We start from the raw sequence: 22,247 nt of genomic DNA, 5'->3' as shown, positions 1-22,247 counted from the left end.
TCAATGTTACGACAAGTCACGTCGCATCAGAAGTGCGTTCAATTGTTCCCCGTTCGGCTGCTTATAGTAGCGTTCGCGGCGTCCGACCACCATGAATCCGGCTCGATCGTAGAGCCGCCGCGCCGGCTGGTTATTTTCCTCGACCTCGAGAAATATTGTGCGCACGCCGCGCCCTGCCAGGTGGCCGAGATGGGTCATCAGCAGCGTGCGAGAGAGGCCGCGGCCGCGATGGGCCTGGTCGACCGCAATCGAGAGGATCTCCGCTTCGTCCGCGCCGATCCGCGACACCGCGAAGCCCACGGTGTTGCGGCCGACGCGCAACCGGTGCACCAGCGTGTTGCGCTCGCTGAGCATGCTCTCGAACTCGCCTTCGCCCCAACCGCGTGCGAAGGAGGCGCCGTGGAGCTGCGCGAGCCGTGCGACGTCACGTGCGAGAGCCGGCTCGACGACGGCCGTGCCGCCGCGCCACCATTCCGAGAACCATCTCATCATGAGCTTGCGGCTTGTGCTGCAAGCGGCAGTTGTGCGGACGGCTTTGCGTCGGGCGCCCGCAGATAGAACGGCCGCGCCGGATTTGTCGCGGGATCGGCCGCGGCGCCAAGCCATGCGACCCAGCCGATGTCGGGCGCGGGCTGCGCGTCGACCGCGATCGGCTGCGGCATATCTTTCGGCCAGCGCTCGGCGAGGATCTTCGCGGCATTGCCGACCAGATGCGGCGCGCCGAATTGCGAAGCCGCGATCGCCTCGTCGATGGGAGCGACGCCCGGCCGTACCAGCTGGCTGCCGTCACCGGCCACGATCTGGAAATAGACGTGGTCGTGCCGCGCGTCGATCGCCGAGATCACCGGCGCCGCCCCGCTTTGGCCGACGACGGCGGCGGCATAGGCCGACAAGGTGGTCAGGCCGACGGCGGGCCGCTTCGCGGCAAGCGCAAGGCCGCGGGCCGCCGAAATGCCGACGCGCAGGCCGGTGAAACTTCCGGGGCCCATGGTGACCGCGATGCGATCAAGCGCGGTGAAGGCGAGATTGGCTGATAGCATCACGCGCGCGATCATCGGCATCAGCGCTTCGGCGTGGCCGCGCTTCATCAGAAGCTGCTCCTGCGCGAGGAGCTGGCCGGAATCGGTGTCGAGAACGGCAACCGCGCACGCTTCCAGCGCGGTATCGATGGCGAGGATCAGCATGGAACGATCATAGCATCATCCCGGTGGTCATGGCCGGGCTTGACCCGGCCATCCACGACTTTGCGCCCCAAGAACGTGGATGCCCGGGACAAGCCCGGGCATGACGGAGTCCAATTGATGGGTCGCGCGTGCAATTTACATCGGCCGCACTTCGACCACGTCGGGGACGAAGTGCTTGAGCAGGTTCTGGATGCCGTGCTGGAGCGTTGCGGTCGATGACGGGCAGCCGGCACAGGAGCCCTTCATGTTGAGATAGACGATGCCGTCCTTGAAGCCGCGGAAAGTGATGTCGCCGCCGTCATTGGCGACCGCCGGCCGCACGCGGGTCTCGATCAGATCCTTGATCATGTCGACCGTCTCGGCATCGGCCTCGTCGAAGAATTCGTCCTCGTCATCGAGATCGACATCGCTCGCGGCCGCACCGTCGGCGAGCAGCGGCGCGCCGGACATGTAGTGCTCCATGATGGCGCCGAGGATCGCGGGCTTGAGCTGTTGCCATTCACCGTCCGCCTTGGTCACGGTGATGAAGTCCGATCCGTAGAACACGCCGGTGACGCCGGGGACTTCGAACAGCTTTTCGGCGAGCGGCGAGCGCGCGGCCGATTCGCGGTTGGCAAATTCCATCGGTCCGCCGTCGACCACGACGCGGCCGGGAATGAACTTCAGCGTGGCGGGATTGGGAGTGGCTTCGGTTTGAATGAACATGGTTTTCTCCAGACGTCGCCGGTTCAAGGCCGGCGCGTGCTCTATCCACTAGCAGATGGCGACGGCGAACGCACGGTCAAGGGGTAAGCTGGCCGTTCACCTGTTATATCAGCGGGTTAGGGTGCCCGCTTCTCCCTCTGCCGGCCAACGAGGCGAGACGAACGAGCAACCGTCTAGGACAGCGAATCCACGCTTTGGTCGCTTAGTGCGCCGGAAATGACCGTCACCGGCACCGGGAACGTGCCCAGCGCGTGCGCGAGCAGGTTGACCAACGGCCCCGGGCCCTCCGCGCCGGGGTTCGCGGCGAGCACCAGCATGGCGATGTCGGGGTCCTCGTCGATCACCGCCAGCAGCTGTTCCATGGCGCCGCCTTCGCGGATCACCCGTTCCGGCGTGATCGCGGCGATGCCGTTGGCGCGGCCGGCGGCACGGTCGAGCGCGGCTTCTGCCGCCTCTTGCGCTTCAGCGCGCATGATGTCGGCGACCCCCAGCCATTCCTGGCTCTGCTGTTCGGGCTCGATGATGCGGAGCATCACCACGCCGCCGCCGGCGCGGATCGCCCAGCGGCTGGCATAGTAGACCGCGCGATCCCATTCGGCGGTGTCGTCGACGATGACGAGGCATTTGGGCTTGTGACCCGGCTCGAAGCAAAGTCGCTTGCTGGTCATGCATGTCCCGGAATGTGCACGGCTGACATGCTGCCACACTCCGTCGTGCTTGGGGAGAGCAGAAGCGGCCGGCGCGGTGGCGTCGGCCGCGTTTGCGCGAACGCGCCTTAGCGCGGGCGAATGAAGCCGACGATGTCCTTCGAGAGCTTCATGGTCTCGTCGGCGATCGCGCGGGCCCGGTCGGCGCCGTCGTTCAGGATCGCGTCGATATGGCCGGGGTCGGCGACGAGGCGCTTCATCTCGCCGGCGATCGGCGCGAGTTTGGTGACGCACAGCTCCACCAGCGCATTCTTGAAGCTGGAGAACTGGCCGCCGCCGAAATCCCTGAGCACGTCGGCCTTGGAGCGGCCCGAGAGGGCTGCGTAGATGCCGACGAGATTGTCGGCCTCGGGGCGCGCTTCCAGACCCTTCTCCTCGGTCGGCAGCGGCTCGGGGTCCGTCTTGGCCTTGCGCACCTTCTGCGCGATGGTGTCGGCGTCGTCGGTCAAATTGATGCGCGAATTATCGGACGCGTCCGACTTCGACATCTTCTTGGTGCCGTCGCGCAAGCTCATCACGCGCGTCGCCGGGCCCGTGATCAGGGGCTCCGGCAGCGGGAAGAACAGACCGTCATTGGCGCCGAGGTTGCGGATCGAGTCGCCGAAGTCGTTGTTGAACTTCTGCGCGATGTCGCGCGAGAGCTCGAGATGCTGCTTCTGGTCCTCGCCGACCGGCACGTGGGTGGCGCGGTAGAGCAGAATGTCGGCCGCCATCAGCACGGGATAGTCGAACAGCCCGACGGATGCGTTCTCGCGGTCCTTGCCGGCCTTCTCCTTGAACTGGGTCATGCGACCCAGCCAGCCCATGCGCGCGACGCAGTTGAAGATCCAGGCGAGCTCGGCATGGCCCGAGACCTGGCTCTGGTTGAACACGATGTGCTTCTTGGGATCGATGCCGCTGGCGATGAACGCCGCGGTCACCTCGCGGGTGTTGCGCGCGAGCTCGACCGGTCCGCCCCAGACGTCCACGCCCTGCGTGATCGCGTGCATGTCGACGACGCAATAGATGCAGTTGTGGGTTTCCTGCATCTTCACGAAGTTGACGATCGCGCCTAGATAATTGCCGAGGTGCAGATTGCCCGTCGGCTGGACGCCCGAAAAAACCCGTTCAACGAATGGCATGGTTAGCTGTCCTAGCAAGCTTTCCTGGAGACAATCGGGCGTCGTTTCCAACAGCGGCGCTGCCTCGTCAAGGGTATTTCGCTAACCTCAGGCGCCGGGATCGGGCCGGGCGGGGCGCTTCAAGGCACCGGCCGCCTCGCGCCAGGACGCGACGCCGAGGATTTGCAGGAGCAAGCCATAGACGACGATTCCGGCGCCGATCTGTGAGCCCAGCGCAATGAAGCGGATGAGCCCATGGGCCTCCGAAGGCAAGAGGCCCGCGGTCAGCCAGAGCAGGGCGCCCATGGCGAGCGCGGCGAGCACGATTCGCGGCAGCCGTTTGCGGGCGGCGGCATCGACCGAGAAGCCGAATTCACTGCTGCCTTTCCGGAGCAGCGAGATCGCACTGCTCCAGGCGCCGGCGGCAATGCTGGCGGCGATCCCGCTTGCGCCGAGGAAGTGACTGAGCAGGATCGCGAGCGCGACCGCGACTTCGAACCCCTTCGCTGTCGCCAGCAGCGGCGTCATGGTGTCGCTACGGGCAAAATAGGCCGGGGACAGCGCCTTGATCAGCACGTGAGCCGGCAGTCCCAGCGCCAGCCACATCAGGGCGTGCGCCGTGGCCGCGCTGTCCTCCGCGCCAAAGGCACCGTGTTCGAACAGCAGCCGCACGATCGGCTCGGCGAGTACGATCAGGCCGAACGTCGCCGGCAGCGCCAGCCCGGTCGCGAGTTCCAGTGCGCGCGATTCCGCATGCGCAACCGCATTACGATCGCCGCTCCTCACCGCGCGCGTCAGCTCCGGCACCAGCACCGTACCCATGGCGACCCCGACAATGCCAAGCGGCAGCTCGATCAGACGGTTGGCGAAATAGAGCCAGGAGACCGCGGCGGGCGTGGCGGAGGCGATGATCGCGCCGGCCACCATCAGCCATTGCGGGCCGGAGCTTGCGATCATGCCCGGGATCGCCTTGGCGAAGAAGCCGCGCATGTCCTTGTCGAAGCTCACGCGCAGCGGTGTCGCCAGACGCGCGCTTCGCTGCGACAGCAGCATCAGGAGCTGCAACAGGCCGGCGATGCCGACTGTAGCCGCCAGCATCCACGCAGCGACGGTTGCATCGGCGTGCCACAGCAGGAGTGCTGCGATGGCGGCGATCAGGGCGATGTTGAACAGCAGCGGCGAGAACGCGGTGAGTGCAAAGCGACCCTGCGCGTTGAGCAGGCCCATCAGCACCGTGACGGGTCCCGCGAAGGCGAGATAAGGCAGCATCAGCCGCGCATTCTGGACGGCGAGCTCGAGCGATGCGCTGCCGACGAAGCCCGGCGCGATGATCATGATGATCAGCGGCATCAAAAGTGCAATCACGATCGAGATTGCGATCAGGCCCGCGCTGACCGTACCGAGCACGCGTCCCGCGAACGCCGCCGCAGCCGCCTCGCCATTGCTGTCACGAACGCGCAGCCAGGCCGGGATCAACGCCGCATTCAGCGCCCCCTCGCTGAGCAGGCGCCGCACCACATTGACGAGCTGAAATGCCGCCAGAAACGCGTCCGCCACGGCGCCGGTGCCGAGCAGCGCCGCGATCAGGGAATCGCGTGCAAAGCCCAGCAGCCGTGAAGCCAGTGTCCCCGTCGAGACGGTCAGGAAGGAGCGGATCATCGGAACTGCATAATACCGTTGCTTGCCCGCGAAGGGCCGGTCGTGATAGGCCGCGAGCCAGATTTCAGACCGACAGGAAGCGGATTTCCGCGGGTATCGCAATCCGCCAAACAGGATCAAGGTGAATGGCTGACGTGAAATATGACGTTCTCGGCATCGGCAACGCGCTGTTCGACGTGCTGGTCAAGACCGATGAAGCCTTCTTGGGCAAGCACGGCATGACCAAGGGCAGCATGTCCCTGATCGACGAGGCGCGGGCCGCCGCCATCTACAAGGACATGGGCCCGGCGACGGAAGTTTCCGGCGGTTCGGCTGCAAACACCATCGTCGGCATCGGCAGCCTCGGGGCGCGCGCCGCCTATGTCGGCAAGGTCAAGGACGACCAGATCGGGAAGCTCTACGTCCACGACATCCGCGCGGCCGGCGTGGCCTTCAACACGCCCGCGGCGAAGGACGGCCCTGCGACCGGCTGCTCCTACATCCTGGTGACGGATGACGGCGAGCGCACCATGAACACCTATCTCGGTGCCGCGCAGGATTTGTCGCCCACCGACATCGACCCGGCCGAGATCGCCGCGGCCGGCATCGTCTACCTCGAGGGCTATCTCTGGGACCCCAAGAACGCCAAGGACGCCTTCGTCAAGGCGGCCAAGATCGCCCATGATGCCAAGCGCAAGGTGGCGCTGACATTGTCGGATTCCTTCTGCGTCGATCGTTACCGCGACGAGTTCCTGGGACTGATGCGCAACGGCACCGTCGATATCGTGTTCGCCAACGAGTCCGAGCTGCATTCGCTCTACCAGACCTCGGATTTCGACACCGCGCTCAAGCAGCTGCGCAATGACGTCAATCTCGGCGTGGTCACCCGCAGCGAGAAGGGTTGCGTGGTGGTGACGCCAACTGACGCAGTCGCAGCGCCGGCGTCTCCGATCGCGAAACTCGTGGACACCACCGGCGCCGGCGACCTCTTTGCTGCCGGCTTCCTGTACGGTCTGGCGCGCAACCTGCCTTACAAGCAATGTGGCGAACTCGGCGCGCTCGCAGCCGCCGAAGTGATCCAGCACATCGGCGCGCGTCCGCAGGTGTCGCTGAAGGAGCTCGCCGGGCAGCGCGGCCTGACCGTGTAACGCGGACTCTCTCCCCCATCATTGCGAGGAGCGCAGCGACGAAGCAATCCAGACTGCCTCTGCGGAAAGATTCTGGATTGCTTCGCTGCGCTCGCAATGACGATTGGGTTGGCAACCTACGCAGTCTTTGCGGCTTTCAGCCCAAGCCGTTGCTCCACGTCATCGCGCATCAGGAATTTCTGGATCTTTCCGGTCACGGTCATCGGAAACTCGTCGACGAATTCCACGTAACGCGGGATCTTGTTGTGGGCGATCTGGCCATCGCAGAAGGCGCGCACCTCTTCCAGCGTCAGCGTTTCGCCGGACCTGACCCGGATCCAGGCGCAGAGCTCCTCGCCGTAGCGGGTATCCGCAACGCCAAAGATCTGCACGTCCTGAATCTTGGGATGGCGGTAGAGAAATTCCTCGATCTCGCGTGGATAGAGGTTCTCGCCGCCGCGGATCACCATGTCCTTGATGCGGCCGACGATGTTGCAATAACCCTGGTCGTCGATGATGGCGATGTCGCCGGTATGCATCCAGCCGTTGGCGTCGAGCACGTCCGCGGTCTTCTCGGTCTCCTCCCAGTAGCCCAGCATCACGCTGTAGCCGCGGGTGCAGAGCTCGCCCCGTTCGCCGCGCTTGACGATCTTGCCGTCGAGATCGACGACCTTGACCTCGACATGCGGATGGATTCGCCCGACCGTCGAGACGCGGCGATCGAGCGGATCGTCGACGGCGCTCTGGAAGCTGACCGGGCTCGTCTCGGTCATGCCATAGGCGATCGTGACCTCGCCCATGTTCATCTCGCTATTGACGCGCTTCATCACCTCGATCGGGCAGGGTGCACCGGCCATGATGCCGGTGCGCAGCGATGTCAGATCGAAGCTTGAGAATTCGCCGTGATCGAGTTCGGCAATGAACATCGTCGGCACACCGTACAGCGCGGTGCATTTTTCCTGCTCGATCGTCCGCAGTGTCGCGAGCGGATCAAACCCCTCGCCGGGATAGACCATGGTTGCGCCGAGCGTGACGGAGGCGAGATTGCCCATCACCATGCCGAAGCAATGATAGAGTGGCACCGGAATGCAGATGCGGTCCGCTTCGGTCAGGCGCATGGCGCGGCCGACGAAATAGCCGTTGTTGAGAATGTTGTGGTGGGTCAGCGTCACGCCCTTGGGCGATCCCGTCGTTCCGCTGGTGAACTGGATGTTGACGGCATCGTCGAATTGCAGGGCGGCACTGAGCGCGGCGAGCTGCTCGCGGTGCAGGGTTCCACCCATGCCGGCGACCTCGTCGAACGGGATCGTGCCCGGGCAGGCGGGGCCGCCGATCTGGATCACGATGCGCAGGGCCGGCAACCGCGCCGCCTGCAATTGCCCAGGCTTTGCGCTCGCAAGCTCAGGCAACAGCGTGTTGAGCATGTCCATGTAGTTGCTGGTCTTGAACGCCGTCGCGGTGACGATGGCACTACATCCGACCTTGTGCAGCGCGAATTCCAGCTCGCTTAGCCGGTAGGCCGGATTGATCGTCACCAGGATGAGACCCGCCTTGGCGGCGGCGAACTGGGTCAACGCCCATTCCGGCCGGTTCAGCGACCAGATGCCGATCCGTTCGCCGCGTTCGAGGCCGAGTGCGACAAATCCGGCGGCGAGCGCGTCGACCCGCTCGGCGAACTCCTTCCATGTCCATCTCACGCCGTGGCTGGGCGAGACCAGCGCCTCGCGATCGCCCCAGCGTCGCGCGGCCCGATCGAGGCTGCGCCCGATCGTGTCGCCGAGCAGCGGCGTGTCGGAGATGCCGCAAACGTAACTGTCGGCTTTGTCTGCCAAGATCATGTCCTCCAGCCAGAGGCGTGGACGGCCGGGACAACAAGCCCGGCCGTGACGCGTCGTGAGAGTTTGGCCGCCTTACGCCGCCTTCTGCCCGCTGCCGGCATCAAGCCCGGCATAGACGCCGCGCTCGAAGCCGGCAAAAGCCTCGAGACACTTTGCGTCGGCGAATGGCAGCAGCTGCATCAGGATCACGCCGGTGACGTCGCGCGCCGGGTCGATCCAGTAATAGGTGTTGGCGAGGCCCGCCCAGGCGAGGCTGCCCGCGCTGCGGCCCTCGGCGGTCTTGGCGGTGTTGATCATGAAGCTGAGGCCCCACTTCTTCACCTGTTCCGGGTAGAGATCGACGTCATTGGTGTACATCGGCGCTGCCGTGGTCATCTTGCCCATGGCGAGGTCGCCGATGTGGTTCTGCCCCATCGTCGCGACGGTCTCGGCCTTCAGCACCTGATTGCCGTTGCCGCGGCCCTTGTTCAGGATCATCTGGGTGAACCTGATGTAGTCGGCTGCGGTCGAATAGAGGCCGCCGCCACCCATGTGGAATTCGGGCTCCTGCTCGAGCTCGAACGGGATCGCGGCGAGTTGGCCATCCTCGCCGCGCGCATGCATGCCGACCAGGCGCTTGCGCATGTCGTCGGTGATCTTGAAAGCGGTATCGCTCATGCCGAGCGGTGCGAACAGATTGTCGCGCAGATAGGCATCGAGGCGCTTGCCGCTGACGGCTTCCACCGCCTTGCCGACGAAATCGATATTAGTGCCGTATTCCCAGCGCGTGCCGGGGTCGGTCATGATCGGCGTCTTCAACGCCGCGTTCTGGCAGGTGGTGATGGCGGGGATGCCGTTCTTGTCCAGATAGACCGCGAGATCGCCGTTCCACATGTTGTAGCAGAAGCCTGCCGTGTGGGTCATGAGTTGGCGCAGCGTGATCGGCCCCTTGGCCGGCCGCAGCTTGGCCTCGCCCTTGGCATCGAAACCTTCGAGCACCTGCGGCTTGGCGAGATCGGGCAACACGTCGCCGATCGGCGCATCCAGCGACAGCTTGCCTCGCTCGACGAGCTGCATCGCGCCCGCCGATGTCACCGCCTTCGTCATCGATGCGATCCAGAACACGCTGTCGGCGGTCATCGCATCCGGCTTGGACAGGTCGCGCTTGCCGAACGCGCCCTGATACAGCACGTCGGTACCGCTGGCAGCAATGGCAACGACGCCCGGAATCTCCCTGGCTTCGCTCTTCTGGCGCAGAATCTGGTCGATCTCAGCTTTGCCTTGCATACGCGTTTCCTCCGGTTTGATTATTGTTGGAAGCGATCGATTGTCCTCCCGCGTGCGCCGCGCGGCAAGCACATCCACATACCTGCCGCGGTCGCGATGTCGTGACTTGACGGTCCGTCACCCACGCAGGACGACAATAGACCGAACCGCAACACGCAGTCACAATCTTCGGTGGATGGCCGCAACGAGCCGTGACCTTGGATGGGCCTGGGCGAAATGTTTCGAAAGTTTTCGAGCACTTGAAACATTTTGTGAGTTGTGGCGTTCAGCACCGGGCCCAATCGCGGGCCAACGTTAAGACTTGATGCAAATTTGGCGGCCGCCCACCGGCCGCGAGGGGGACCTCAGATGATTTCGACCTGGAGTGAATGGAAGCGCTATCCCCGTCCCGGACGGGGCGAGAACCTGGAAGCGCCGATCGCGCCCGGTATCTACGAGGTCCGCATCGCCGGCACCGGCGCGCTCTATTCGTTCGGCGCGGTCGACAATCTGGCGCAGGCGCTTGCATTGCTGCCGGTCGGTTCAAAGTCCTGGTTCGGCCGCCGCAACGCCTCCGACGTCCCCGATCTCGAATACCGGACCTGCGCGACCTCTTCGAAGGCGGACGCCAAGGCCGCCGCCGAGCGCATGATCGGGCGGCGCGAGACCTATCTGAGCGGCGCGGCGTAAGGACGCGCCGCTCCCAGCCTGGCTCCCAGCAGATGTGCGTTGCGGGACGGTGCATTGCGCGCCGCTTTTCCCTATATTCCGGCCGAACCGGAACAGCCCGCAAAAGCCTTTGGGAGTAACGCCATGACCCCGACCGCCACCGCTCGTGCCCAGCACGCCACGTCCAATCTGCGCGACCGATTGAAGGACCCGTCGCTTCTGAAGGAGGCCTGCTACATCGACGGCGCCTGGGTCGGCTCGCCGGTCTTCGCCGTCAACAATCCCGCGACCGGCGTCGAGCTTGCAAAGGTTCCGCAGCTCTCCGTAGATGATGCCACTAGGGCGGTCGAAGCGGCCGAACGCGCGTTCCCGGCCTGGGCCAAGCACACCGCCAAGCAGCGCTCCAATATTTTGCGCAAATGGTTCGAGCTGATCATCGCCAATCGCGAGGACCTCGCGCTGATCCTCACCTCCGAGCAGGGCAAGCCGCTCGCCGAAGCGCTCGGCGAGGTCGACATCGGCGCCGCCTATATCGAGTTTTTCGCCGAGCAAGCCCGCCGCGTCTATGGCGAGACCATCCCGACCCAGCGGCCCGATGCGCGCCTGCTTGCGATCAAGCAGCCGATCGGTGTCTGCGGCGCCATCACACCGTGGAATTTCCCGAACTCGATGATCACCCGAAAGGTCTCGCCGGCGCTGGCCGCGGGCTGCACCGTGGTGCTGAAGCCCGCCAACGAGACGCCACTCTCGGCTTTGGCGCTGGCCGTGCTCGCCGAGAAGGCCGGCATCCCCAAGGGCGTGCTCAACATCATCACCGGCGATGCAGCGCCGATCGGCAAGGTGCTGTGCGAGCATCCGGCCGTGCGTTTCGTCGGCTTTACCGGCTCGACCGCGGTCGGCAAAATTCTCTACCGGCAGGCCTCTGTTGGTGTGAAGCGGCTCGGCCTCGAGCTCGGCGGCAACGCGCCGTTCGTGGTGTTCGACGACGCCGATATCGATGCGGCGGTCGAAGGCGCAATTGTCTCGAAATACCGCAACATGGGCCAGACCTGTGTCTGCGCCAACCGCCTCTACGCCCAGGACAAGATCTACGACGAGTTCGTGCAGAAGCTGTCGAAGAAGGTCGCGGCGATGAAGATCGGCGATGGCACGGAAACCGGCGTCACGCAGGGTCCGCTGATCAATTTGAAAGCGGTCGACAAGGTCGAGCGCCACATCGCCGATGCCGTCAAGCGCGGCGCCAAGGTCGTCACCGGCGGCAAGCGCAGCGAACTCGGGCGCTCGTTCTTCGAGCCGACGGTGCTCTCCGACGTCAAGCCGGACTCGCTGGTGGCGCAGGAGGAAACCTTCGGCCCGCTCGCACCGGTGATCCGCTTCAAGGACGAGGCCGACGTCATCGCGATGTGCAACGCCTCGCCGTTCGGTCTCGCCTCCTACTTCTACTCCCGCGATCTCGGCCGCGTCTGGCGAGTCGCCGAAGCGCTGGAATCCGGCATGGTCGGCGTCAACACCGGCCTGATCACCACCGAAGTCGCCCCCTTCGGCGGCGTCAAGGAGAGCGGCCTCGGCCGCGAAGGCTCGCATCACGGCATGGAAGAATATGTCGAGATCAAATACGTGATGATGGCGGGGGTGTAGGGCTCGCCATCATTCGCGGATGTGATGAACGCAATGCCCCCTCCAGGGTCGTCCTGGCGAAAGCCAGGACCCGTTACCCCAGCGAGGCGTTTGGCGAAGATTGGTGGTCCGGTACTTCCACCGCCTGCGAGAGATAGATTCCGCGGTATGGGTCCTGGCTTTCGCCAGGACGACATCCAATGTGTGGTGCGCTAATTACTCAACGGCGTTCGCTACCGCCTCAACACCGCAATCGTGCGATTCGCAAAGGTCAGCCGCTCCGCCATCACGGACACGAAATAGGTCAGCAGCTTGTGGCTGAGCGCGGGATCCTCGGTCTTGATGGCGTCGAACTGGTGCGTATTCAGCACGTAGAGCACGCTGTCGACTTCGGCCTGGATGGTGGCGCTACGCGGTGTCCGTGACACCAGCCCCATCTCGCCGATCGTGGTGTAACGGCCGAGGCTGCGCACGCGCGTGGTGCGGTCGTCGTCGGCCGGAATCATGATGCCGACGCGCCCGTCGAGAATGAAATGCATGGAATCGGCGGGATCGCCGGCCTGCACGATGACCTCGCCGGCTTCGACCTCGATGCGCTGGCAGCGGCGGATCAGCTCGTCGGCGCCATCCTCGCTGCCGAGCATTCGCGTGAACCAGTCGCGCAGGCTGGCTTCTTCCTGCGCCAGCTCCTGATGCTGCGAGATGAGCTCGTTTTCGCACCATTCCAGCGCGTGATCGAGCTCGGGAATGATGGTGACGCCCTCGCCGACGAAGTCGCTGGAGCGCAGCACCTTCTCGGCCGCAGCCGACAGATGCACCAGGATCAGCTCGACGCCCAGTTCGCCAGCGCTGCGCTTGATCTGGGCAAAGCTATACGCGGCCGATGAATCGACGCCGGTGACGAGCTTGAAGTCGAACAGCAGATAGCGGCATTCGGGGCGTTCCTGCAGCAGCCGCTTGACGTGCTGATAGAGCCGGTTGGCCGAGCCGAAGAACAGATAGCTCTGGAGATTGAGGCCTTGGATCTTGCCGCCATGGGCCAGCAGCACGTCCTGGTCGTCGCGCGAGCGGTCGAGCGAGGAGCGGTACTCCGAGCCGTCGAAACTGTATTTGATCGACTCGACCCGCGCGGCGCTGAACGCAAACGTCGCGCAGCCGATGATGACGCCGATCAGGATGCCCGGAACGAAACCCCAGGCGACGATGATCGCGATGATGGCGATCAGCGACAGATATTCCAGCTTCGACAGCCGCTTGCGCGACTCGATGATCCATTTGTGCAACTGGTCGGCGCCGAGATAGAGCAACAAGCCGCCGAGCACGAATTTGGGGATGAAGCCGAGCAGCTCGGGCGCGACAGCGAGCATCAGAAGTGACAGCGCCGCGACGGTGAGGCCGGACAGACGCCCGCGGCCGCCGCTGGAAAAATTCAGCATCGAGCGGCTGGTGGAGCTGCAGCCTGGGTAGCCGCCCAGCATGCCGGTCAGGATGTTGGCGGCGCCGGTGACGTTCAGCTCACACTCCAGATTGGCTTCGCGATGCGTGGCCACCTCGATGCCGGTGGTGTTGAACAGCGTGCTCGAGGCCGTGACGAAGATGACGGCGACGACATTGCCAAGCAGGTCCGGGATGGCAAACCAGGGATACCGTGCGAGATCGTCGGTATGCCAGGGCAGCATGAAGGCCGCTTGCGGCGGGGGCTGAAAGGTCCAGCCCAATGTGCGCGCGTCATCGAAGGAAACGCCGGTGACCCAGAACGCCAGATGCGCGGTGAGCATGCCCGCGACCAGGATGATCGGCAGTCCGAACGGGCTGCGCGAGCGGTGCCAGGTGAGATACAGCACCAGCGCCATCACGCAGGCGGCACCGAGCTCCAGCAAGATGGTGCGGTTGGCGAAGTGCGACAGTGTCGCGAATTGCAGCGGATGGTCGGTGATCACCCGGACCGCACCCATGACGATGAGAAGTCCGGTTGCGCCGAGGAAGCCGCCGACCACGGGATAAGGCACGTAGCGGATGGCGCGGCCAAGCCGCGTCAGGCCTAGTCCACACAGCACCAATCCTGTCAGCATGGTCGACAGGCCGAGCGTGATCAGGATCGGCGACAGCAACGGTGCCGACAGGTTCGCCGTCTCGATGCGTTCGACCACCGAGGCGGCCAGGATACCCGTCACCGCGGCGGTCGAGCTGTCGGGGGCTGCAATCGCGAAGGGCAGGGAGCTGCCGAGCCCGATGACGGCCGCAAGCACCGCGGAGCTGACGAAAGTTGCCGTGATGCCGTAGGACAGATAGGGCGACAGCGGCCCCGCGAAGATCAGCAGCGAGTAGGACAGTCCGAACGTGACGGTCAAGACGCTGGCGGCGCTCCCGCCCAATATATCGTTCAGCGCGCGCTTGAGGGCCGGATTAAGTCCGGTCGACGGAGTGAAGCCAATTGCTGGATCTGTCACGCCGTGACACTCGCTCGTGAATATTCCCCTCCGAGAGGTAGACGACTCGGACGGTAGCGCAACAAGTTTCTTTCAAATGTGGAGTACCCGACAGTTTCGGGAGCATTCGGTGAGGATGCGGTCCACGGCGTGCGAACGGCTAATCATGCGCAGCAGGCGGATGGAGAGTCACCGAGCAGGCACACATACTCGGTGTCGTCCCGGCGAAGGCCGGGACCCATACCCCCAGGGAGATGTGTGGCGAAGATCGATTGTTCGGGATTAGAACCGTCAGCGATCGATAGACCTCGCGGTATGGGTCCCGGCCTTCGCCGGGACGACGATAGCGCCTGCGCTAGATCTTCAGCTCGCTTCCCGTCACGCGGCGATACGCTTCCAGATACCGCTTGCTGGTTGCGTCCACCACGCTTGCCGGCAAAGGCGGCGGCGGGGCGTCGCCGTTCCAGCGGCCCGCGCGGCGTTCGACGTCGAGATAGTCCCGCAAGGGCTGCTTGTCGAAGCTCGCCTGCGGCTGGCCCGGCTTGTAGGCGTCGACGGCCCAGAAGCGCGAGGAGTCCGGCGTCATGACTTCGTCGATCAGGATGATGCGGCCGTCCTTGTCACGGCCGAATTCGAACTTGGTGTCGGCGATGATGATGCCCTGCTCGCGGGCGAGTTCCTCGCCGAGCGTGTAGATCGCGCGGGTCATGCTCTCGAGCGTGTAGGCCGTCTCGTCGCCGACGACCTCGCGCATCTTCGCGATGGTGATGTTCTCGTCATGGCCGGTCTCGGCCTTGGTCGCCGGGCTGAAGATCGAAGGCTCCAGCTTCTCGCTCTCGACGAGGCCCGCCTTCAGCTTTTCGCCGGCCAGCGTGCCGCTTGCTGCATATTCCTTCCAGGCCGAGCCCGAGAGATAGCCGCGGATCACGCATTCGATCGGAAACACCGTGGTCCGGCGGCAGAGCATGGCGCGGCCGAGAATTTCGGCGCGATGCGGTTTCAAGGCCGGCACGGCGGCGATGATCTCGTCGGTGTCGGCGCTGATCATGTGATGCGGCACCACGCCTTCGAGCTCGTTGAACCAGAACGCGCTGATTTGCGTCAGCACCGCGCCCTTCATCGGGATGGTCTCGCCCATCACGACGTCGAAGGCGCTGATGCGGTCGGTGGTGACGAGCAGCAGGCGGTCGTCATCGACGGCGTAGATATCGCGCACCTTGCCGCGCCCGATCTTGGGCAGCGGCAGGTCGCTGGAGAGCATGGCGGTCATCGGCAGAACTTTCGGAGCAAGGCCTTGCGACAGGAAAATCCGGCCGCACCTGATCGCGCGACCGGAAACCGGGATAGCCTATTCCGGCAGCGGAATGAACTCATGTTCCTGCGGAACTGCCGCGAAGCGGCCGGTTTTCCAGTCCTGCTTGGCCTGCTCGATCCGCTCCTTGCTGGAGGACACGAAATTCCACCAGATGTGGCGCGGGCCCTCCAGGGCGTCGCCGCCCAGAAACATCATCCGCGTGGCTTTGAGCGCGTTCACCGTGATGCGGTCGCCCGGACGGAAGATCAGCAGCCGCGGCCCCTCGTAGCGCTCGTTCGCGATCTCGACCTCGCCGTCGACGACGTAGATGGCGCGCTCCTCATGATCAGGATCGAGCGGCACGGTCGCGCCCGCGACCGCCGTGACCTCGGTATAGAACCATGGCGAAACCATCGACACAGGCGAGGTGATGCCGAAAGCCGAGCCCGCGATCACCTTCGCGGTGAAGTCGCGTTCGGAGACCATCGGCAGGTCCCCCGCGCCGTAGTGCTGGAACGACGGGGCGATCTCTTCCGATCCGGCCGGCAGCGCGATCCAGCTTTGCAGGCCCAGCATTTTCTGCCCCGAGGCGCGTTGTACATCCGGCGTGCGCTCGGAATGTGCGATGCCGCGGCCGGCTGTCATCAAGTTCATCGCGCCGGGCTGGATTTCCTGGATGTTGCCCTCACTGTCGCGATGCATGATCGCGCCGTCAAAGAGATAGGTGACCGTGGCAAGCCCGATATGTGGATGCGGCCGGACGTCCATGCCCTTGCCGGAGACGAATTGCACAGGCCCGAAATGGTCGAAGAAGATGAAGGGACCGACCATCTGCCGCTTGCCGTGCGGCAATGCGCGCCGCACCGCGAAGCCATCGCCGAGATCGCGCGTGCGCGGCACGATGACGAGATCGAGCGCATCGCAGGACATGGGATCGCCGAGCACGGGATCGTTCGAGGGTTGCCAACTCATGATGGACTCCTTTTGGCTTTCTTGGTCCCGACGCTAGCAGAAATTTACACCGCCGTCGCGACAAAGCCGGGTTCAGACGTTGTGACGGCAGCAGTGCCGCATGCACGACTGTCATCGTCCGCGAAAGCGGGCGATCCAGTACGCAGCGGCCCATCAGCTCGATTGCAACCCTCTCGGAGTACTGGATCGTCCGGTCAAGCCGGACGATGACAGCTGTGGTGCGGATGGTGCTTGAAAAAATCAACCCGACGGACGATGTTCGGCTCGCCCATACCGATGGCCACAGCATCTGATGACATCAGCCGCCCTTGAACTCGCATTCCGCGCCGCTTCTGTGGCGTTGCTATTAGTGCTGGCGGCATCGCTTGTCAGCGATTTCCGCAATGTGCTGGCAGCCCGGCTCGGTGCGGCCTTGGCACTCGGCTCGGCCGCGCATGCCGCGAGCTATTCCGTCGGCATATCGCCGCTGGTCCCGACATGGCATGCGCCGCTGATCGCGGTGTCGACCGGCAATATCGTGGTGTTCTGGCTGTTCACGCGCGCTCTGTTCGACGACGAGTTTTGCCTGCGCAGGTGGCACGGATTGACCTGGGGGTTGGTGACAGCGTTCAGCTTCGTCAGCTGTCTCTGGATCGCGCCCGGCGGACATGTCCGGCTCGCCGTCACCGCGGTGAACCTGATCGTGCTCGGCTTCATTGCGCTCGCGATCATGCAGACGATCGGCTCATGGTCGGCCGATCTGGTCGAGCGCCGCCGCCGTGTTCGCATCTTCATCGTCTGTGCTGCCGCGCTCTATGGCGGACTGAACGCGCTGCTCCAGATCCTCGTGGTCGGCAGCGACGTCGGCGATGTCGCCAACACCGTCAATACCGGCGTGCTCGCCAGCATCGTCGCGGCCATCGCCTATGCGATCATGCGCGTGGACGGCGCCGACCTGTTTCCAGCCGCCACGGACGCTGCGCCGGCGATCGCGGCGAGCCAGCCTGTTGGCGAGGACGCCGCCGACCAAAAGCTCATCGACGCCCTGATGCGGCTGATGGCGGACGAGCGGATCTATCGCCAGGAGAACATCAGCATCGGCGTGCTGGCGGGCCGGCTGAAAATTCCCGAATACCGGCTGCGGCGGCTGATCAACCAGAGGCTCGGCTACCGCAATTTCAATGTGTTCCTGAACAACCACCGGATCGAGGAGGCCAAGGCCGCGCTGGCCGATCCCGCCCAAGCCGAGGTCCCCGTCATCACCATCGCGATGGATTCCGGCTTCCAGTCGCTCGGCCCCTTCAACCGCGCCTTCAAGGCCGTGACCGGCGTGACGCCGACGGAATATCGGCGGCTCAAGGTGAATGCTGTCTAATCTTTAGTGTACTGAAATATCTAGGTTATTTTGGAATCGGCGAGCGTCTCGCGGTTTTCAGCTATGCCGTTTTCCAGCTCCGGCGAGCGGGCATCGCGTGAATGCCGTCTCGTCTCCGGCACACGCCTCAAGCCGGAGCAAGCCCGTGACCCGCCGCCGCAAGATTGTCCTTCTCACCACCACCGTCGCCTTTGCCGGCCTCGCGCTCGGCGCGGTTCGCGCCCATGACGTGCCCAAGGTCGCCACCGGCTTCATCGCCGACGTGCTCTGCTCGGAGACGTTTGTCTCCGGCCTCGATGTCAGGCGTAATTTGACCGAGACCATTGATGCGATGCCGGGTGCCGGTTTGCTCACCTGGGCGATGGGCTATCAGGTCGATCGCGCGCGCAAGGACGTTACGGTGACGCTGTTCGGCATTGGCCGCAGCCATGCCGTCTATCGCGAGGGCCTCGGCTGCACGCTCGAGCACGGCACTGGTATCGCCGACGTCAGGCTGCCGCCTGATGACCGGCAGCCGGTGTTGCTGCCCGAGATTGCCGGCCCCGCGGTCGTGCCGCCGCAAAGCCCGGAGTTGTCAGCCGCGCTCGATCGTGCCTTCGCCGAGCCGACGTCGCCGCCATTCCGCCGCACCCGCGCGATCGTCGTCATGAAATCGGGCCGCATCATCGCGGAGCGCTATGCGGACGGCATCGGACCGGAGACGCCGCTGCTCGGCTTCTCCATGACGAAGTCCGTGATCTCGGCTCTCACCGGCATCCTCGTGCGCCAGGGCAGACTGAAGCTCGACGGGCCCGCACCGGTCGCCGCCTGGACAAATCGGGACGATCCGCGTCACGCCATCACCGTCGATCAATTGCTACGCCACACCGCGGGCCTGGCGCTCGGCAGCTCGCTTCAGGCCTCGCTCGGCTCCGCCTTCGAGCCGGTCAATCGCATGAAATTCATCGAAGGCGACATGGTCACCTATGCCGCGAGCATGCCGCTTGCGACCGCGCCGGGCACCGTGTGGAATTATCACGACGGCAACACCATCATGCTCGCGCATCTGATTTGCAACGCTGCCGGCGGCAATCCCGAAGGAGCGCTTGCCTTCGCGCGCCGCGAATTGTTCGCGCCGCTCGGCATGCGCCACGTCACGCTCCAGCTCGACGGCGCCGGCACGATCAAGGGGTCGAGCGAGATGCTCGCATCCGCGCGCGACTGGGCGCGCTTCGGGCAGCTTTATCTCAACGACGGCGTCGCCGGCGGCAGGCGCATCCTGCCCGAGGGCTGGGTGAATTACTCGGCGTCGGCGACGCCCAATGCCTGGGTCGGTATCGGCGCCGGCTTCTGGACCAACCAGGGCGACAGTTTTGGCGCGACCTTCCGCGTCAAGCACGGCTGGCCGCGCGATGCCTTCTTCGCCAAGGGCACGATCGGGCAATACACGATCGTGATTCCGTCGGAGCGTCTGGTGATCGTGCGTTTAGGCCGTTCCCCGAACGCACCGCCGGAAGCGGACGGTGTGTTCGATCTGGTGCGCGACGTGGTTGCGGCTACGCGCGAAAGGGAAAGTTGGCGCGGGTGAATTGAGGTGCTCTCTTCCCTTCTCCCCTTGTGGGAGAAGGTGGCGCGAAGCGCCGGATGAGGGGTATGCTTCTGCGAATGCAATTGTGAGAGGTGTGCTCGCGGAGAGAACCCCTCACCCGTCTCGCCGCTGCGCGGCGAGCCACCCTCTCCCACAAGGGGCGAGGGTGCACCGCTCGTGTAGCGCAATTCTACTAACGCCCCAGCTCCGTCGCCTTCGCCACGCGATCGAACCGCTCCAGCGTCATGATCGCGTCCGCGAATTTCTCCGCGCGCGCATTCAACACCGGGCGGGCGAGCGTCAAGAACTTCTGCTGCATCGCCTGCGCATCCGGGAACGAGGTTGGCTCTCCCGATGGATCGGCGTAGAGGCGCTCATGCACGCCGTCGTCGGTGGTGATACTCACGCGCGCGCCAAAGGGATGGCTGCGGCCGATTTCGAGCCGATCGTCCTGCACCACGTCGAACTTGTCAGCGAGCGCGTCGATGGCGGCGTCACCCAGGCGGTTGTAGTCGTCCCAGCCAAATGAGCCCTGGTCGAGCGCGAGCGCGCCGGTGAAGAACATCGAGAACTGACCGCCGACGATCGAGGTCGGGTGGCGCTTGGTCGCGGCGTCGCCGGTCAAGGTGATGCCGTTGCGATGCAGTCCGATCTCGACGCGCTTGACCTGATCGGGCGTCAGATTGTGCTCGCGCCGCATCGCGATCAGCGCGTCGATCGCGGCGTGGGTATAGCGGCAGCTCGGATACGGTTTCACGCCGATCTTCATGGTTTCGTAAGTCTTGCCGAGCTCGGCGACCGCCTTGTCGGGATGCGCATCGTCGGTGTAGCCGGTGAGCAGGCCGTGCTTGCCCTCGACCGATTCCGTCGCGCCGACGAAATCGTTGCGCGCCAGCGTCGCGGCGATCACGCCATTCATCGCGGCGGCGCCGACCTGGTAGCGCTTGTTCCAGGCGCCGTTGACCAGGAATTGCAGCGAGCCCGCGGCTTGGCTGCCGGCGACGCCGAAGGCGGCGATGAGCTGTTGCTCGGACAGGCCAAACAGTTTGCCGGCGGCCGCTGCTGCGCCATAGGTGCCGGCGGTGGCGGTGGGGTGAAAGCCGCGGGCATAATGCGAGGTCGGGTCGAGCGCGTTGCCGAGCCGGCAGCAGACCTCATAGCCCGCAACGATCGCGGTCAGCACGTCGCGGCCCGACGCGCCGACCATCTCGCCGATGGCGAAGGCGGCCGGAACCACCGGCGCGCTCGGATGCAACGAGGAGTCCGCATGGGTGTCGTCGAAGTCGAGGGAATGGCCGAGCGCGCCGTTGAGCAGCGCCGCGACTGCCGGCGTCCAGGTCTTGCTGTCGCCGAACACGGTGGATTCGCCTTTGGTGTCGAGCGCGAGCGCCTCCAGCATCTTCAGGATCGAGGGGGTCGATTCCGCTTCGCTGCGGGCCCGGATCGCGCTGCCAAGGAAGTCCAGCGTCAGCACTTTTGCGCGATCCAGCACTTCCGCCGGAATATCCTGGAATTTCAGGTTGGCGACATAGGCGGCGAGCGTTGCGGTTTCGTGAGCCATCGTGTTTCCTCGTTTTGGCGCGCAAGTTAGGCGGGCTGATTTGGCCTTTCAAGCGGCCTCGGGGCCGCGGGCATCAGCTATGCTTTTGGCTGGCTTTACCAGAGTTGGACCGGGATACGCGACCATGGCATTCGCAGGAGAGCTGTTCGACCGGGTCTGGTCGCGAAAGACCCAATTGGGGTTGGCGATCCGGGTCACGGTGGCGGCCACCGGCGCCTACGCGCTCGCCACCGCGCTGCATCTCTTGTTGCCGCTCTGGGCCGTCCTCACCTCCATCATCGTGACCCAGATGAGCGTCGGGCGCTCGCTGAAGGCGACGCGCGACTACATGCTCGGCACCATCGGCGGCGCCATCTATGGCGGCGCTATCGCGATCCTGATCCCCTATTCCGGCGAACTGGGACTGCTGGGTCTGCTGGTGCTGGCCGTGGCGCCGCTTGCCTTTGTCGCATCCATTTATCCAAATCTGAGCTCTGCAACGGTGACGGCCGTGATCGTGCTCGTGCTTCCGTCGATGCATCATGCCGATCCCATGGCCTCGGCGATCGATCGCGTCAGCGAAGTCGCGGTCGGCGCCATCACTGGGTTGCTGGTCTCCTTCCTGGTGCTGCCATCGCGCGCGGTGCGGCAAATCCGCGCCAGCGCGGCGAAGCTGCTCGAACTGATCGCGGAGGCCTTCACCGAATTGCTCGCGGGCCTGACGCGCGGCCGGGACAACGACGCGCTGCATCGGATTCAGGACGGTATCGGCACCGCGATGGTCGGCATGAATACCATCGGCGCCGAAGCCGAGCGCGAGCGCTCTGCGCGATTGTCGAGCGGGCCGGACACCGGCCCGTTGTTGCGCACGATCTTGCGGCTGCGCCATGACGTCGTGATGATCGGCCGCTCGACCGTGGTGCCGTTGCCGGCCGAGGTGCAGACGCGGCTTGCCGCGCCGCTGACGGAAGTCTCTACCGTGATAGCGCGCTTCCTGGGTTCGGCCGCCGCGGCCTTGCGCGAAGGCGCCGGCGCTCCGCCGATCCACCCTGTGCATGTCGCGCTCCAGCATTATGCCGAGGCGGTCGCCGCCGTGCGCCAGGACGGCCTGATCCGGGGCCAGCCCAGCGATACCGCCGAGCGCTTCTTCGCGCTCGGGTTTTCCCTGGAGCAGATGCACCAGAATCTCTGCGATCTCGATCGCGTCGTCGGCGAATGGTCGGAGGCCGCGGCCGACAAGCCCGCGCGCGTGGCGGAGTGA

17 protein-coding genes and 1 pseudogene are annotated in these 22,247 nt (G+C 64.9%); 6 read left to right on the top strand and 12 right to left on the bottom strand.

Features of this window, described 5'->3' with window-relative positions:
• Positions 1 to 6: 6 nt before the first annotated feature.
• The 6 genes from rimI to murJ form a co-directional block, all read right to left on the bottom strand.
• Positions 7 to 492: a ribosomal protein S18-alanine N-acetyltransferase gene (rimI, locus tag AC0L27_RS27320; protein WP_354205750.1), complete on the bottom strand. Its 486-nt coding sequence runs from the start codon at positions 490 to 492 to the stop codon at positions 7 to 9.
• Entirely contained in the window at positions 489 to 1,184 is a 696-nt protein-coding gene (gene tsaB / locus AC0L27_RS27315; protein WP_354205752.1) for a tRNA (adenosine(37)-N6)-threonylcarbamoyltransferase complex dimerization subunit type 1 TsaB, read from the bottom strand. The genes rimI and tsaB overlap by 4 nt, the downstream gene beginning before the upstream one ends.
• A gap of 135 nt (positions 1,185 to 1,319) precedes the next feature.
• Entirely contained in the window at positions 1,320 to 1,889 is a 570-nt protein-coding gene (locus AC0L27_RS27310; RefSeq protein WP_247404955.1) for a NifU family protein, read from the bottom strand.
• Positions 1,890 to 2,062: 173 nt separating this feature from the next.
• Complete coding sequence (locus tag AC0L27_RS27305) at positions 2,063 to 2,557, bottom strand: universal stress protein (protein WP_275168742.1); 495 nt, start codon at positions 2,555 to 2,557, stop codon at positions 2,063 to 2,065.
• A 107-nt stretch (positions 2,558 to 2,664) separates the two neighbouring features.
• Positions 2,665 to 3,717, bottom strand: a complete 1,053-nt coding sequence (gene trpS / locus AC0L27_RS27300) for a tryptophan--tRNA ligase (RefSeq protein WP_354205755.1) — start codon at positions 3,715 to 3,717, stop codon at positions 2,665 to 2,667.
• Positions 3,718 to 3,804: 87 nt separating this feature from the next.
• Positions 3,805 to 5,355 (bottom strand): murein biosynthesis integral membrane protein MurJ, encoded by a 1,551-nt coding sequence (gene murJ, locus AC0L27_RS27295; RefSeq protein WP_473320883.1) that lies wholly within the window; start codon positions 5,353 to 5,355, stop codon positions 3,805 to 3,807.
• 125 nt (positions 5,356 to 5,480) lie between these two features.
• Between murJ and AC0L27_RS27290 the strand changes: the two genes are divergently transcribed.
• Positions 5,481 to 6,482, top strand: a complete 1,002-nt coding sequence (locus tag AC0L27_RS27290) for an adenosine kinase (protein ID WP_354205759.1) — start codon at positions 5,481 to 5,483, stop codon at positions 6,480 to 6,482.
• Between the two features lie 116 nt (positions 6,483 to 6,598).
• Here AC0L27_RS27290 and AC0L27_RS27285 read toward each other — a convergent pair whose 3' ends face one another.
• Both AC0L27_RS27285 and AC0L27_RS27280 read right to left on the bottom strand, forming a co-directional pair.
• Positions 6,599 to 8,293, bottom strand: a complete 1,695-nt coding sequence (locus AC0L27_RS27285; protein WP_354205761.1) for an AMP-binding protein — start codon at positions 8,291 to 8,293, stop codon at positions 6,599 to 6,601.
• A gap of 78 nt (positions 8,294 to 8,371) precedes the next feature.
• Complete coding sequence (locus AC0L27_RS27280; RefSeq protein ID WP_354205763.1) at positions 8,372 to 9,565, bottom strand: serine hydrolase domain-containing protein; 1,194 nt, start codon at positions 9,563 to 9,565, stop codon at positions 8,372 to 8,374.
• A gap of 348 nt (positions 9,566 to 9,913) precedes the next feature.
• On the opposite strand from AC0L27_RS27280, the gene AC0L27_RS27275 reads away from it, so the two are divergent.
• Positions 9,914 to 10,234 (top strand): hypothetical protein, encoded by a 321-nt coding sequence (locus AC0L27_RS27275; RefSeq protein ID WP_007603877.1) that lies wholly within the window; start codon positions 9,914 to 9,916, stop codon positions 10,232 to 10,234.
• Between the two features lie 123 nt (positions 10,235 to 10,357).
• Positions 10,358 to 11,851, top strand: coding sequence for an NAD-dependent succinate-semialdehyde dehydrogenase (locus AC0L27_RS27270; RefSeq protein WP_354205766.1), 1,494 nt, complete (start codon positions 10,358 to 10,360; stop codon positions 11,849 to 11,851).
• 212 nt (positions 11,852 to 12,063) lie between these two features.
• Here AC0L27_RS27270 and AC0L27_RS27265 read toward each other — a convergent pair whose 3' ends face one another.
• The 3 genes from AC0L27_RS27265 to AC0L27_RS27255 form a co-directional block, all read right to left on the bottom strand.
• Positions 12,064 to 14,280 (bottom strand): SLC26A/SulP transporter family protein, encoded by a 2,217-nt coding sequence (locus AC0L27_RS27265; RefSeq protein WP_354254652.1) that lies wholly within the window; start codon positions 14,278 to 14,280, stop codon positions 12,064 to 12,066.
• Positions 14,281 to 14,614: 334 nt separating this feature from the next.
• Entirely contained in the window at positions 14,615 to 15,529 is a 915-nt protein-coding gene (locus AC0L27_RS27260) for a phosphoribosylaminoimidazolesuccinocarboxamide synthase (RefSeq protein ID WP_354205770.1), read from the bottom strand.
• Between the two features lie 78 nt (positions 15,530 to 15,607).
• Positions 15,608 to 16,525, bottom strand: a complete 918-nt coding sequence (locus tag AC0L27_RS27255; RefSeq protein WP_354205772.1) for a pirin family protein — start codon at positions 16,523 to 16,525, stop codon at positions 15,608 to 15,610.
• Between the two features lie 292 nt (positions 16,526 to 16,817).
• On the opposite strand from AC0L27_RS27255, the gene AC0L27_RS27250 reads away from it, so the two are divergent.
• Both AC0L27_RS27250 and AC0L27_RS27245 read left to right on the top strand, forming a co-directional pair.
• Positions 16,818 to 17,879, top strand: a complete 1,062-nt coding sequence (locus AC0L27_RS27250) for a helix-turn-helix domain-containing protein (RefSeq protein WP_354205774.1) — start codon at positions 16,818 to 16,820, stop codon at positions 17,877 to 17,879.
• A 145-nt stretch (positions 17,880 to 18,024) separates the two neighbouring features.
• Positions 18,025 to 19,451, top strand: a pseudogene (locus tag AC0L27_RS27245) (serine hydrolase domain-containing protein).
• A gap of 188 nt (positions 19,452 to 19,639) precedes the next feature.
• Here AC0L27_RS27245 and AC0L27_RS27240 read toward each other — a convergent pair.
• Positions 19,640 to 21,007 (bottom strand): MmgE/PrpD family protein, encoded by a 1,368-nt coding sequence (locus tag AC0L27_RS27240; RefSeq protein WP_354254650.1) that lies wholly within the window; start codon positions 21,005 to 21,007, stop codon positions 19,640 to 19,642.
• A 124-nt stretch (positions 21,008 to 21,131) separates the two neighbouring features.
• Between AC0L27_RS27240 and AC0L27_RS27235 the strand changes: the two genes are divergently transcribed.
• A complete protein-coding gene (locus AC0L27_RS27235) occupies positions 21,132 to 22,247 on the top strand; it encodes an FUSC family protein (protein WP_354205780.1) in 1,116 nt (371 codons plus the stop codon).

It is taken from the genome of Bradyrhizobium sp. Ken51, assembly GCF_055807435.1.
This window is presented reverse-complemented; position numbering and strand designations above follow the sequence as displayed.

Coding starts and splice junctions, on each gene's coding strand:
- murJ (WP_473320883.1), bottom strand. CDS start 5,355: ATGATCCGCTCCTTCCTGACCGTCTCGACGGGGACACTGGCTTCACGG.
- AC0L27_RS27250 (WP_354205774.1), top strand. CDS start 16,818: ATGACATCAGCCGCCCTTGAACTCGCATTCCGCGCCGCTTCTGTGGCG.
- tsaB (WP_354205752.1), bottom strand. CDS start 1,184: ATGCTGATCCTCGCCATCGATACCGCGCTGGAAGCGTGCGCGGTTGCC.
- AC0L27_RS27270 (WP_354205766.1), top strand. CDS start 10,358: ATGACCCCGACCGCCACCGCTCGTGCCCAGCACGCCACGTCCAATCTG.
- rimI (WP_354205750.1), bottom strand. CDS start 492: ATGATGAGATGGTTCTCGGAATGGTGGCGCGGCGGCACGGCCGTCGTC.
- AC0L27_RS27310 (WP_247404955.1), bottom strand. CDS start 1,889: ATGTTCATTCAAACCGAAGCCACTCCCAATCCCGCCACGCTGAAGTTC.
- AC0L27_RS27290 (WP_354205759.1), top strand. CDS start 5,481: ATGGCTGACGTGAAATATGACGTTCTCGGCATCGGCAACGCGCTGTTC.
- AC0L27_RS27280 (WP_354205763.1), bottom strand. CDS start 9,565: ATGCAAGGCAAAGCTGAGATCGACCAGATTCTGCGCCAGAAGAGCGAA.
- AC0L27_RS27255 (WP_354205772.1), bottom strand. CDS start 16,525: ATGAGTTGGCAACCCTCGAACGATCCCGTGCTCGGCGATCCCATGTCC.
- AC0L27_RS27260 (WP_354205770.1), bottom strand. CDS start 15,529: ATGACCGCCATGCTCTCCAGCGACCTGCCGCTGCCCAAGATCGGGCGC.
- AC0L27_RS27275 (WP_007603877.1), top strand. CDS start 9,914: ATGATTTCGACCTGGAGTGAATGGAAGCGCTATCCCCGTCCCGGACGG.
- AC0L27_RS27235 (WP_354205780.1), top strand. CDS start 21,132: ATGGCATTCGCAGGAGAGCTGTTCGACCGGGTCTGGTCGCGAAAGACC.
- trpS (WP_354205755.1), bottom strand. CDS start 3,717: ATGCCATTCGTTGAACGGGTTTTTTCGGGCGTCCAGCCGACGGGCAAT.
- AC0L27_RS27240 (WP_354254650.1), bottom strand. CDS start 21,007: ATGGCTCACGAAACCGCAACGCTCGCCGCCTATGTCGCCAACCTGAAA.
- AC0L27_RS27305 (WP_275168742.1), bottom strand. CDS start 2,557: ATGACCAGCAAGCGACTTTGCTTCGAGCCGGGTCACAAGCCCAAATGC.